Raw genomic sequence first — 12,582 nt, 5'->3', positions numbered from 1 at the left:
GATCGTTGCACAGCAGCACCAGGAAGACGGTCGCCGAGGGAAGCAGCACGCCGGCTAATGCCTGCACACCCTGGGTCACCAGGCCCAGGATGTGATCGGGGCTGAACGAGATCGCCGCCGAGACCCCGAGCAGCAGCGCGTAACCCCCGTAGAACAGCGGGGCCTCGCTGATCTTCCAGTGCAACGAGTGCCGCCTACCCATGGCATCGCCGACCGCATAGGTGGTCGCCAGCCCGACGGCGTTGGCGCCGATCAGCGACGCATCCAGCAGGATGACAGCGAACAGCACCCCGACCGTTCGACCCAGGTGGTGGGACAACCCCGAGGCGACCACCCCCGCATCGGTGAAGTGACCCGCGTCGGCGGTCCCGGCCATTCCGAACGCCGCCACCGCCATCAGCGCCGTCGCACCGACCATCACCACGACGATTCCGATGGCCAGATCCGCTCGGCCATAAGGGATCCAGCGGGCGGTAATGCGCTTGTCCACCACGTTGGACTGCTGGAAGAACAGCTGCCATGGCGCGACCGTGGTGCCCACGATCGCCACCACCAGCAGCAGCACCGTCGAGTTGAGCCCACCGGGAAATTGCGGGATCAGGCCGGCGGCGGTGACTTTCGGGGTCGGATGCACCAGCGCCACCAGCGGGATGATCAGCACATTGACCGCGATCAGCAGGAACATCAACCTTTCCCAGCGGCGGAACGATCCGCCGGCCACCACGGCGAACAGCAGCACGGCGGCGGCCGGGACGGCGACGATCCTCGGGCAGCCCAGGAAGCCGAGAGCCAATGACACACCTATGAATTCGGTCACGATGGTCAAGGCGTTGAGGATCAGCAGGTCCCCGACGCTGAAGGCGCCCCAGAACTTGCCGAACCGCTCGAAGATCAAGCGCGCGTGGCCAACCCGCGCCACGGCGCCCAATCGCAGCACCATCTCCTGGTTGACGTACAGCACCGGAATCAGCAGCGCCAGCGTCCACAACAGGCCCATGCCGTAATTCTGGCCGGCCTGCGCGTAGGTGGCGACGCCACCGGCGTCGTTGTCGCCCACCATGACGATCAGTCCGGGACCGGTGATGACCGCCAGTGTCCGCAGGCGCCGCCAGCGTCCGCTGAACGCCCCGTACGCGCCGGTCCCGTCGCGCCGGATGCGCCCGAACGCGCCGACGATGTCGCCGGCGTGCGCGGAATCCAGCACGGTAGCGCCTGCGGCGCCGGGGGCTGCGCTTTCCGGCGCGGTAGGGGTCCGGCCAGGCGCCGGGGCCCGGCGACCGCCGCCGGTGTGGATCGAAGTCATCGAATCCTCGCTATCTCGAACAGGTTCGCGCCAGGAGGGAGCGGATGGACACGGTCGTGGTTGCGGCACTCAGCGCGCCGACGGCGACGGGCGGCGCTGTGACGCCCGTCGCCGAGGCAGTGGTTCAGCGGTGGTCGCTGTCGGAACCCGAGGCGTGGCCACCCAGCGACGCGGTGACCACCGCGATGGGCATCCTCGAGACGTACAGGTTGGCCCGCTCCTGCGGCGTCAGGCCGGCCCGCAGGTGCAACCTGTTGGCCAACAACCTGCCAGCGCGCAGCATGGACCGTCCACGCATCCTGGACGCAACGGAAAAACGTTGGGTAACAACAAAAGCCATGATCTTCTCCTGCCGAAGGGACCGATCGGCATCGGCATGGCGGTTCAGCCGCGCGGGACCAGGCGAGGGTCAGGCGGTGAAAGAAATGCCGGAACCGGATCGGGACAAGACGGATTTCGGATAGGGACTATCGCCGGGACTCATCTCGCCCTCACCTCCTCACGGCCAAGACACAACGCGGGTGTCACCACGTTCACCTGAACGAGAGAGGCAGGAATGGCCCGCGGCACACGCCGCGGGTCGCACCCCTCTCGACGGAGCTTCGGCACTGCACGGCGTATCCGGACCCAAATCAATGGTCGCGACCCGCATCGCCCGGCTTCGCCGCGCTTGCGATCGCTCCCAGATCAATGGTCGCGACCCGCATCGCCCGGCTTCGCCGCGCTTGCGATCGCTCCCAGTCCAGAAGCCACTTGGGCTCAACCCTTAGTCCGGGAAGAGCTGTCCTGACCCGGGGCGTCTCTCGACGTTCGGGGTCAGTGGCCTGTATCCATGCAGACGCCTCACCTACCGAGGTGCTTGCGGGTCCATAGTGACACCGTGGTCGCAGGCTCGTCAAACGCGTAACAACCGCCACCGCACTCCCAGCGCCCGCTCAGGCTGCGCGCCTAGGCTCGTTGCCATGACCACAACGTTGCAGGATGCCCGGGTCGCATCGGTACTCGACCGCATGTATGCCGAGTCGAAGAAGCAGATGTCGCTGTTGCGCGAGCGGCGCGGCACCTTCGATCGGCCGATGACCGCGCAGGAGCGGGCCGATGCGATGAGCGAGTTCTACATTCCGGTAACACCGGAAGCCGGCCGGCTGCTGTATTCACTGATCCGGGCCACCCGCCCGGCCACCGTCGTCGAATTCGGTATGTCCTTCGGCATTTCCGCCGTACACCTGGCCGCCGCGGTGCGCGACAACGGCACCGGCCGGGTGGTGACCACCGAACTGAGCGACACCAAGATCGCCGCGGCCAAGCAGACGTTCGCCGAGACCGGCTTGGATGACGTCATCACCATCCTCGAAGGCGATGCGCTGTCCACGCTGGCGGAATTGCCGGGACCGGTCGACTTCGTCCTACTCGACGGCTGGAAAGACCTGTACCTGCCCGTGCTCGAACTGCTGGAACCGCGCCTGCCACCCGGGGTGCTGGTGATCGCCGACAACGCCAGCTCGGCCGACATGGCGCCCTATCTGGACCGGGTGCGCAACCCCGACAACGGCTACGTGAGCTTCAACTTCCAGGTACGCGACAGCGACAGCATGGAAATCAGCTGCCGCACAAGCGGTTAGCGGCTACCGCAGCGATTCCTCGAGCCACGGCGTCAGCCACTTCACCCCTTCGGGGGTGAGGTGGACGCCGTCGCTGCGCACCTTGATGCCGTCGACCTTGGCGGTGTAGACCCCGTCGGGACACAGCTTCTTGTTCAGATCGAGGATCGCGACGTTCGGATGGTGGCTCACGGTCTTGCGCAACATGGCATTCCACAGGTTGACCCGATCCGGCTGGTCCTCCGGATACAGGCGGCCGTCCGGCTTTTCCCCGCCCCGGCTGTACGGGACGGTGGCGACCACCACGTGGACACCGGTGCCGCCGACGATGGTCAGCGCCCGTTCGAGCTCACCATTGAGGTAGGCGTCGAAGGTCGGGTCGCCGATGTGGGTCCACTGCCCCTCGTTGACCCGGTCCACCGTCTCCCAGCGGCCGATGACCAGCAGCGCGACGTCCGGCTGGTCCTGGCTGACCTGCCTCGACCAGCGGATCGGCCAGCCGTCACACTCGGACCGTTGCTCCAGGGTCTGGCCGATGTAGCGGTAGGGAGTGCCGCGCACCAGGCTGCATCCGATGACCGTGTGATCCAGAAACGCAAACCCCGGCGTCGGAGGCAGGTAGTGCATCCAGGTCCACCCGATGGAGTCCCCGAACACCGAGACGGTGAACGGCCGGTTGGCATCTCGGGGCCGGCTCGGGCCGGGCGCTGACGGCGAGACCGCCGCGACCGCCGAGACACCGGGCGGCAGACCGACCTCACGAAGACCGGGCCCGGTGCCCACCGGAACCACCAACAGCGTCACCGCGGCGGCGCTGGCCACCGTCGCGGCCGCCAGCGGCAGCAACGGCACCCGTGCCGGTCGCCAGCACCGAATGGGTTGTTCGAGCAGCCAATACGACACCGCGGCCGCCACCAGCGTGGCCCCGCACCGCGCGGCGAACAACGGCAAGCCGGTCCACCCGGTGCGTTCGCCGTTGAGCGCCAGGAAGATTGGCCAGTGCCACAGGTACACGCCGTAGGAGATGGTGCCCAGCCACACCAGCGGGCGCACCGCGAGCAACCGGGCGACGAGCCCGCGCTGCTCGAGGGCGACCGGCGCGATCACGATCACGGCCGCCACCGCGACCCCGATCAGCAAGCCGTGCCGGAATTCGCCGCTGGCGCCGGTGGCGTAGTGCGTCGCCGCCGCCAGTCCCACCAGACCGAGCACCGGCAGGATTCGGGCCACCCGACGACCCCACCGGGTGCGAATCATGCACCAGCCGCGGTTCATCGACGGCCAGTCCCGAACCAGCAGGGCGGCCGACGCCGCGCCCACCAGCAACGCCTGCGCGCGGGTATCGGTGCCGAAGTAGATCCGGTCGCGGGTGCCGTCCGACGTCATCACGATCGCGGCCGCCGCGGAGGCCAGCGCGCCCACGGTGGCGATCAAAAACGTGGCGAACCGCACGCCGCCGACCGTGGCTCGGCGCGAGTGCCGCCTCGCGCGCGCGGCGAGCAACAGGGTGACCGCGATGAGCAACACCGGCCAGACGAAGTAGTACTGCTCCTCCACCCCCAGGGACCAGGTGTGCTGCAGCGGCGAGGGCGGGGCGCCCTGGGTGAAGTAGTCCGTCTTCTGGGCGACGAAGCGCCAGTTCGCCATCCACACGAAGGCGGCGATGGCGTCGTCGCGCAGGCCGGTCAGCGACCGGTCGGGCAGCAGCTGGCGGGCCGCGGCCACGGTGAGCACCATCAGCACCAGTGCGGGCAGCAATCGTCGCGCGCGCCGAATCCAGAAGCCGGTCAGCTCGATACGACCGCTGCGCCCCAACTCGTCCAGCAGCAACGAGGTGATCAGGAAACCGCTGAGTACGAAAAACACGTCGACGCCGATGAATCCGCCTGTGACGCCGGGGATGCCGCCGTGCCCGATGAGCACCAGCGCGACGGCGATCGCGCGCAGCCCGTCGAGTGCCGGGATTCCGCTGGCCCGCTCCGGCCGGTCCCAGATCGCCAGCCGGCCGACCCGGCGCACGGGGGCGACCCATCGGGGCCGAGAACGACGAGCCGGTGCGGGGTGGGACCCGCCCGGCTCGGTGCTTTCTGTCAGCGCGCCGTAACTACCATCTCGCCCGGCGCCATGGTTGATGCCGATACGTCGCTGCCCCTCCTGTTGAGTTCAGCAAGCCAGCCTAGAGGCGGACCCGCCGGATCACGTGGAGGACACGCGAGGTGTTCTGCCGTGCTGCGTTCGGGTTTCGGCCCGACGCGTCAGGCCTCGTCGGGCGCGTAGCCCAGGGTGCTCTTGACTTCCAGGTACTCGTGGAAGCCGAACTCGCTCCACTCGCGACCGTTGCCGCTGCGCTTAAAGCCGCCGAACGGCGCGTTCATGTCGAAGGCGTGGTTGATCGTCACCCAACCCGCGCGGATCTTGCGGGCGACCTCGCGCGCGGTGTCCAGGTCGGCACCCGACACGAAGCCGGCCAGACCGTATTCGGTGTCGTTGGCGATCTGGACGGCGTGGTCGAGGTCGTCGTAGCCGAGGATGCACAGCACCGGCCCGAAGATCTCCTCGCGGGCGATCGTCATGTCGTTGGTGACGTGCGCGAAGACGGTCGGCTTGACGTAGTAACCCTTGTCAAGTCCGGCCGGCCGGCCGGGGCCGCCCGCGACCACGGTCGCGCCCTCGTCGATGCCCTGCTGGATCAGGCGCTGAACCTTCTCGAACTGAGTCCTCGACGCCACCGGCCCGATCGCCGTCGCCGCACCGTTGCCCACCGGGACCTGTTCGGCGGCCTGACGCGCGAGGCTAATGGCTTCGTCCATCCGGGAATTCGGCACCAGCATGCGCGACGGCGCGTTACAGCTCTGCCCGGAATTGGGCATCATGTTGGCCACGCCGGCCCGCACGCCGTCGGCGAAGCCACCGTCGTCGAGGACGATGTTGGGGCTTTTGCCGCCGAGCTCCTGGGTGACTCGCTTGACCGTGGGCGCGGCGTTCCGGGCGACCTCGACACCGGCGCGGGTGGACCCGGTGAACGACACCATGTCGATGTCGGGATGGCTCGCCAGGGCCACACCCACGCCTGCGCCGTCGCCGTTGATCAGGTTGAACACCCCGGGCGGCACGCCCGCGGCGTCCAGGATCTCGGCGAAGATGTAGGGCGAATACGGCGCCACCTCAGACGGTTTCAGAATGACGGTGCAGCCTGTCGCCAACGCCGGGTAGACCTTGACCGCGACCTGGTTGATCGGCCAGTTCCAGGGTGTGATCAAACCGCAGACGCCGATCGGCTCCTTGGCGATCAGGGTCGCGCCCTTCTGTTCGGAGAACGGGAAGTTCTTCAGCACGTCGATGGCCGTGGTCAGATGCCCGATCCCGAGGAAGACCTGCGGCCCGGCGGCCAGCGAGGGCGGGGCGCCGATTTCCTCGGTGACCGCCTGCGCGAGATCGTCCGCGCGCTTCTGGTATTCGGCGAGGATGGCCTGCAACAGGTCCAGGCGCTGTTCGCGGGTGCTTTGCGACCAGCCGGTGAAGGCTCGCCGGGCGGCGTTGACCGCCACGTCGACGTCGGCGGCCGACCCCAGCGAGATCTTTCCGGACACCTGCTCGGTCGCCGGGTTCTCCACGTCGAAAGTGTTGGGCCGCACCGGGTCGACCCACTGTCCGTCGATGTAGAACTTCAGGTATTCGCGCATGACATCGATCCTCTTTCTACTGCGGGCCTTATTGAGTGCCTTCGGCGTACCAGGTCCGGAATCGGTCGTACTTGGGCATCTCCTCGGAATTGGCCTTCGGATCGATGCATACGTGCACCACGCCGACTTTGCCACTGGCGTAGGCGCGAGCGATCGCCGGGCCGATCTCGGATTCCTTCTCGACGTACTCACCGTGGCAGCCGAAACCCTCGGCGACCTTGTCCATCCGGACGTCCTTGCTCCAGTGCACACCGGGCTGCGGCGACGGCTGGGAAAAGGTCCGCTTGTACACGCCCACCTCCAGGCCCCACTGGTGGTCGACGCCCACCACGCACACCAGCGGAAGATTCTGCCGCGCAGCGGTTTCCAGCTCGGCGATGTGGAACAGAAACGCCGAATCGCTGGTCAGCAGCATCACCGGGCGCTTGCCACCCTCGGCGACCGACGCCCCAACGGCGTACGGCAGGCCGGTGCCCAGGTGGCCGAAGTTCTGGTTCCAGATCACGTCGCGCGGCTTGGACTGCGAGTAGGTCCACTGGAAGATCACCGTCGCGCCGCCGTCGCGCACGAGAATGCCGTCGTCGAGTTCGTTGAACGCCTTGGTGGCCTCGACGACGTAGCGGGCCGGGTGGATCGGTGACCGGCCGGACGGCGCCGACTCGGCCACGTCCGCAAGCTCTTTCGCATCCTTTTCGACCAGAGCCTGTAGCCCCGGGGCGGGCTTGCGCGGGGCATCCTTGAGCGCGTCCACCAGCTGCGGCACCACACCGCGCAGATCGCCGACCAGCGCCACGTCGACCGGGCGGTTGACGCCGATGGCGGCCGGATCCTGCTCCACGTACACCCACTTGCGGTTCGCGTTGTTGGCGGCCCAGTGCTGGGTCCGGCCGTAGTGCATCGGCTCACCGAGCTCGGTGCCCAGCGCGACGCACAAATCGGATTCCTCGACGGCCTCGTTGGCCGCGGGCGAGAACAGGTAGGGGAACGTGCGCTCCTGCAGACCCGGGATGTAGGACGTGCCGCCCGAGGTCTGGATCACCGGGCACGCCATCAGCTCAGCGAGCTCCTTGACCTGCTGCTGGGTGCGGGAGGTGTGCACGCCGTGGCCGACCAACAGGATCGGGCTTTGCGCCGCCCGGATCAGCTTGACGGCCTCGGCCACTTCGCGGGTGCCGGCGCCCTGGTTGACCAGCCGGTAGGCCGACGGTGGCGGGGCGGCGTCGACGTCGAGTTCCTCGAGGATGACGTGCGACGGGAACTCGACGTAGGTCGGACCGGGCGTGCCGGACATGGCCCTGCGGATGGCCTCGTGGATGATCTCGTCGGTCTGGTCGGCGTACTCGATCGAGCTGCTGTACTTCACCGACGCGGCGAAAAGCGGTTCCTGCTGGACGAATTGGATGCGGCCGCGCCGCACCCGGCGCTCGGTCACCCGGGCGCGCTGCCCGCCCAGGAAGATCACCGGCGAGTTCTCCACCAGCGCGCACTGGATCGCTCCGGCGATGTTCGCCATGCCCGGGCCCAGCGTGCCGATGCACAGGCCGGGGTTGCCGGTCATGCGCGACGCCGCCTCGGCCATGAACCCGGCGCTCAGTTCGTGATGCGGAGCCACCACCGACCACCCCCGCGCGTCCGCCTCGGCGAACATGTGCACGAAGTTCGGGTCGGGGATGCCGAACAGGGTGTTCACGCCCTCGGCCTCGAACAGGTCGAGAATGCGTTTGTAGACGGGCACAGCCATCGTTGGAAACTCCTTCGCTAACAAGATATTTCGTTGGTAAGCGTTATGCCGGGTTCGCGTCCACGGCCAAGCCCAGCTCGGCGAGCACTTCTGCGGTGTGTGCGCCGAGGTCCGGAGCCGGCCCCGCGACCCGGCCCGGTGTCTGCGAGAACCAGGTGGGCACCCCCGGGAACCGCACCGGCCCGTGCGGGCCGTCCACCGTCTCGAACATGCCGACGGCGTTCAGATGCGGGTCGTCGAACAGCGCTTCCGGCGTGTTCAGTGGCGCGGCCGGTATCTCGAGTTCACGAAACAGCGCCAGCCACTGCGCGGTGGTCCGCTCCTTCATCGTCTCGGCCACCAGCCCGTAGACGGTGTCGATCTCGCGGGCGCGTTGCTCCAGCGTGGCGTACAGCTCGCTGGCCCACGGTGGCTGAACGGCTTTCATGAACGCGTTCCAGTGCTTGTCGTTGTAGATCAACGCGGCGATATGGCCGTCGCTGGTGCGGTACGGGCGGCGGTTGGGCGCCACGGTGCGCGGGTACACCGCCGGCCCGAGCGGAGGGTCGAACAGGGCGCCGTTGGCGTGTTCGACGAGCATGAACGAGGCCATGGTTTCGAACATGGCGACCTCGACTTCTTGCCCCTGCCCGGTGCGTTCGCGATGGAACAACGCCATCGTCGTCGCGTACAGCGCCGTCAGCCCGGCGATCTTGTCGGCCATGATGGTGCCGACGTAGTCGGCCTCGCCGGTCAACTGTTGTTGCACCGCGGGCAGGCCGCATTCGGCCTGGATGGTGTCGTCGTAGGCGGGGCGGTCGCGATCGGGTCCGCGGCGCCCGTACCCGTAGCAATTGGTATAGACGACAGCGGGATTGACCGCGGCGACGTCGTCGTAGCCGAAACCGAGCTTGGCGATCGCCTTGGCCCGCATCGAGTGGATGAACACGTCGGCCGTCTCGACCAGGGCGCGCAGCGCGCCGGCGCCGGCGTCGGTTTGCAGGTCCAGCACCACGCTGCGCTTGCCCCGGTTGACGTTGACGAACACCCCGCTCATGCCCGGGGCGGGGCCCACCGAGATGTAGCGGGTGTTATCACCTTGCGGGGGTTCGACTTTGATGACGTCGGCGCCCATGTCGGCCATGATCTGCGTGCAGTACGGCCCCATCACCATCGCGGTGAGGTCGATGACGCGCAGCCCCGCCATCGGGCCGGTCGGGCTAGCCATTGAGCGCTCCTTGATCGGTTAACCTCTGAGCCAGCTCGAAGCTGTAGCGGATGTGCTCGTTGTGTCCGTCGGGGACGACCGGGAAAATCAGCGGTGCCTCGGCGTATCGGATCGCGTCCAGGTGGGTGCCGACCTCTTCGATGCTCCAGGCCGGCCGGCACACTCCCGGGCTCTCGGCGATCACCGCCCGCGCCACCCGGCCCGCCAGCGCGATGAACAGTTCACCGGTTACCGAACAAGACTCGTGCGCAAGCCATCCCACCACCGGCGCAACGAGTTGCGCGCCCATCGGCGGATAGGCCGATGTGTCGATGCCCTCGGCCATGCGCGTCACCGCGGCCGGCACGATCACGTTGCACCGCACCCCCTCCGCGGCACCCTCCAGCGCGACGACATTGGCCAGCCCGATCACGCCGGCCTTGGCCGCCGCGTAGTTGGCCACGTCGTGGTTCCCGTACAGCCCCCCGATCGACGACGTCAGCACGACGCGGCCGTAGCCCGCGTCGCACATGAGCGGAAACGCGGGCCGCACAACGTGAAACGCGCCGCGCAGGTGCACGTCGAGCACGGCGTCGAAGTCGTCGTAGCTCATCTGTTTGAGCGAGCCACGGCGGACGTTGCCGGCGTTGTGGATCAATATGTCGATGCGACCGTAGTGCTCGAGCGCGGTCGCGATGATCTCCTGGCCGCCGTCGCGGGTCGCCACCGAGGCGCCGCAGGCGACCGCCTCGCCGCCGGCCGCGGTGATCTCCCCGACCACCTGCTCGGCCGGGCCGGCGTCGGCGCCCTCGCCGTCGAGGCCGCCGCCGGCGTCGTTGACGACCACCTTGGCCCCCCGCGAGGCGAGCAGCTGCGCGTACGCACGGCCCAGCCCGCGGGCCGCGCCGGTCACCACGGCGACGCGGTCGTCGAATCGAAGTTGGGGCGCAACGGTTTCGGTCAAGCGCCGAGCACCAACCCTTCCAGCTCCCCCTTGTCGCGCCAGACCCGCAACAGGTCCTCGAACGCGTAGAAGCCGGGGCCGTACGGCTCGCCCAGGTGCGACCGGATCCCCTCGCCCCCGCCACCGCCTTCGTTGTTGTAATAGCCGGGCGTGCACTGGGCGTCGAACGCCGAATTGTCGATCGCGGTTTCCCGGATCGTCGCGCACCACTGCTCCTGCGCCGCTTGGCTGGGTTCCACGGTGGTAGCTCCGCGCTTCAGCGCCTCGGCGATGATGTACGCGATGTGCTCGCCCTGCAGCTCGTAGTTGGCCGCGATGTTGGCGGAGATGCCGACCTGGGTGAAGCCGGTATAGAACTGGTTGGGGAATCCTCGGCTGGTCATCCCGTGCAGCGTCTTGTAGCCGTCTCTCCAGTAATCGAACAGCGACAGCCCGTCCCGTCCCTCGATGGCCTCGATCGAGTAGCGGCGGCTGATCTCGGTGGTGATCTCAAAGCCGCTGGCGTAGATGATGCAGTCGACCTCGTACTCGATACCGTTGGCCACCAAGCCCTTTTCGGTAATGCGTTCCACGCCTTTGGAATCGGAGACGTCGACGAGGGTGACGTTGGGCCGGTTGAACATCGGCAGGTACTCGTCGTTGGACAGCGGCCGCTTGCACAGGAATCGGTAATAGGGCTTGAGCGCCTCGGCGGTCTGCGGATCCTCGACCAGCGCGTCGATGCGGCGGCGCAGCCGCTCCATCAATTTGTAATCCTCTTCCTCCCGAATCGCCATGAACTGCTCGGGCGTCATGGCCGCGGGGTCGGGCAGGGCGAGCACCCGGGCGGCGGTGTTGCGTCCGAGCTCGGTCCAGAAGTCGCACACCAGATCCGGCTGGCCCAGCGCCATGCCCTCGAACGTCCAGGAGTGGAAGTTGCGCTGGCGCTCCCGCTGCCAGCCCGGCCGCAGGGTCTTCACCCATTCCGGGTCGGTGGGCGCGTTGTTGCGCTCGTCGACCGTCGAGGGGGTGCGCTGGAAAACGTAGAGATGCTGGGCGTCTCGCGCCAGGAACGGGACGATCTGGATCGCGGTGGCGCCGGTGCCGATCACGGCGACCTTCTTGTCGGCGAGCTTGTGCAGGTTGCCGCTGGTGTCGCCGCCGGTGTAGTCGTAGTCCCACCGCGACGAGTGGAACGCATGGCCCTTGAAGTCCTTGATCCCGGGAATGCCGGGCAGCTTCGGGCGGTGGAACGGGCCCGAGGCCAGCAAGACGAAGCGGGCGCGGATGTCGTCGTCGCGGTTGGTGCTGATCCGCCAGCGCTTGATCTCTTCGTCCCACCGCAGGTCGCGGACCTGGGTGGAGAAGATCGCCGAATCGTAGAGGCCGAAGTGCTTGCCGATGTTGCGGCAGTGCTGGTAGATCTCGGCGCCGTCAGCGAATTTCTTCGACGGCATGAAGTCTAGCTCTTCGAGAAGTGGTATGTAGCAGTATGATTCGTTGTCGCACTGGATGCCGGGGTAACGGTTCCAGTACCAGACGCCGCCGAAGTCGCCGCCGAGTTCGATGACGCGGACGTCGTCGACGCCCGCTTTCTTGAGGTAGGCCGCCGACAGCAGGCCCCCGAAGCCACCGCCCAGCACCGCGACGTCGATGTCCTCGCGAATCGGCTCGCGCGGGGACACGGGTGTGTACGGGTCGACTTCGTAGTAGCCGGCGAAGTCGTCCTCCAACTCGATGTACTGCTTGGAACCTTCCTTGCGCAGCCGCTTTTCGCGCTCCCGGGCGTACTTCTCGCGCAGCGCGTCGATGTCGACGTCCTCGGGTGTCTGGGTGGGCCCGCAACCGTCTTGGTGCTTTTCCATCTCAGGGGTCATGCCTGGGGGCGCTCCTTGTCTGAAAGCTCTCGGGGCTCACCGGTGCCCATGTACCTCGACAACTGGTAGTGCAGATTGACCGTGCTGCGCTCGCGGTACGGGTTGGGCTTGGTGCCGGGGAAGGCAAAAGACTTCATGCCCTGCTGCACGGCGGCCATGTTGGAGAAGTCCTGCGGCAGCACCGATCGCCACCTGGGGTCCCCGACCGGAGTGTATTCCCATTCCGTCTGCGGCTCTTGGCCTTTGGG

9 protein-coding genes, 1 pseudogene and 1 riboswitch are annotated in these 12,582 nt (G+C 67.5%); of the genes and pseudogenes, 2 read left to right on the top strand and 8 right to left on the bottom strand.

What is annotated here, in order from left to right; translation table 11 throughout:
* Nucleotides 1–1,303, bottom strand: a 1,303-nt coding sequence (locus tag A9W96_RS11595) for an NRAMP family divalent metal transporter (RefSeq protein ID WP_067139917.1), incomplete at its 3' end; no start/stop codon positions are given.
* Nucleotides 1,304–1,347: 44 nt separating this feature from the next.
* Here A9W96_RS11595 and A9W96_RS33290 point away from each other — a divergent pair.
* Together A9W96_RS33290 and A9W96_RS11590 are read left to right on the top strand one after the other, a co-directional pair.
* Nucleotides 1,348–1,767 carry a hypothetical protein gene (locus A9W96_RS33290; protein ID WP_197499492.1) on the top strand — a complete coding sequence of 140 codons (420 nt, stop codon included), beginning with the start codon at nucleotides 1,348–1,350 and terminating at the stop codon, nucleotides 1,765–1,767.
* 115 nt (nucleotides 1,768–1,882) lie between these two features.
* A riboswitch (M-box (ykoK) riboswitch) is annotated at nucleotides 1,883–2,165 on the bottom strand.
* 100 nt (nucleotides 2,166–2,265) lie between these two features.
* Nucleotides 2,266–2,925 carry an O-methyltransferase gene (locus A9W96_RS11590; RefSeq protein WP_067139914.1) on the top strand — a complete coding sequence of 220 codons (660 nt, stop codon included), beginning with the start codon at nucleotides 2,266–2,268 and terminating at the stop codon, nucleotides 2,923–2,925.
* 3 nt (nucleotides 2,926–2,928) lie between these two features.
* Here A9W96_RS11590 and A9W96_RS11585 read toward each other — a convergent pair whose 3' ends face one another.
* From A9W96_RS11585 to A9W96_RS11555, 7 genes and pseudogenes are all read right to left on the bottom strand, one after another.
* Nucleotides 2,929–4,923 carry an acyltransferase family protein gene (locus tag A9W96_RS11585; RefSeq protein WP_067139911.1) on the bottom strand — a complete coding sequence of 665 codons (1,995 nt, stop codon included), beginning with the start codon at nucleotides 4,921–4,923 and terminating at the stop codon, nucleotides 2,929–2,931.
* A 236-nt stretch (nucleotides 4,924–5,159) separates the two neighbouring features.
* A complete protein-coding gene (locus tag A9W96_RS11580) occupies nucleotides 5,160–6,587 on the bottom strand; it encodes an aldehyde dehydrogenase family protein (RefSeq protein ID WP_067139908.1) in 1,428 nt (475 codons plus the stop codon).
* A 28-nt stretch (nucleotides 6,588–6,615) separates the two neighbouring features.
* Complete coding sequence (locus tag A9W96_RS11575) at nucleotides 6,616–8,328, bottom strand: thiamine pyrophosphate-binding protein (protein ID WP_067139906.1); 1,713 nt, start codon at nucleotides 8,326–8,328, stop codon at nucleotides 6,616–6,618.
* 43 nt (nucleotides 8,329–8,371) lie between these two features.
* Nucleotides 8,372–9,514 (bottom strand): CaiB/BaiF CoA-transferase family protein, encoded by a 1,143-nt coding sequence (locus tag A9W96_RS11570; protein ID WP_067139903.1) that lies wholly within the window; start codon nucleotides 9,512–9,514, stop codon nucleotides 8,372–8,374.
* Between the two features lie 13 nt (nucleotides 9,515–9,527).
* Nucleotides 9,528–10,478, bottom strand: a complete 951-nt coding sequence (locus A9W96_RS11565) for an SDR family NAD(P)-dependent oxidoreductase (protein ID WP_067139900.1) — start codon at nucleotides 10,476–10,478, stop codon at nucleotides 9,528–9,530.
* On the bottom strand, nucleotides 10,475–12,322 hold the full coding sequence (locus tag A9W96_RS11560; RefSeq protein WP_067139897.1) for an NAD(P)/FAD-dependent oxidoreductase: 1,848 nt from the start codon (nucleotides 12,320–12,322) through the stop codon (nucleotides 10,475–10,477). Before A9W96_RS11560 ends, A9W96_RS11565 begins: the two co-directional genes overlap by 4 nt.
* A gap of 8 nt (nucleotides 12,323–12,330) precedes the next feature.
* Nucleotides 12,331–12,582, bottom strand: a pseudogene (locus tag A9W96_RS11555) (aromatic ring-hydroxylating dioxygenase subunit alpha); the annotation flags it as partial.

It is taken from the genome of Mycobacterium sp. 1245852.3 (assembly GCF_001669335.1).
GTDB classification, from domain to species: domain Bacteria; phylum Actinomycetota; class Actinomycetes; order Mycobacteriales; family Mycobacteriaceae; genus Mycobacterium; species Mycobacterium europaeum_A.
The sequence above is the reverse complement of the archived record's forward strand: the minus strand, read 5'-3'. Positions and strand labels throughout refer to the sequence as shown.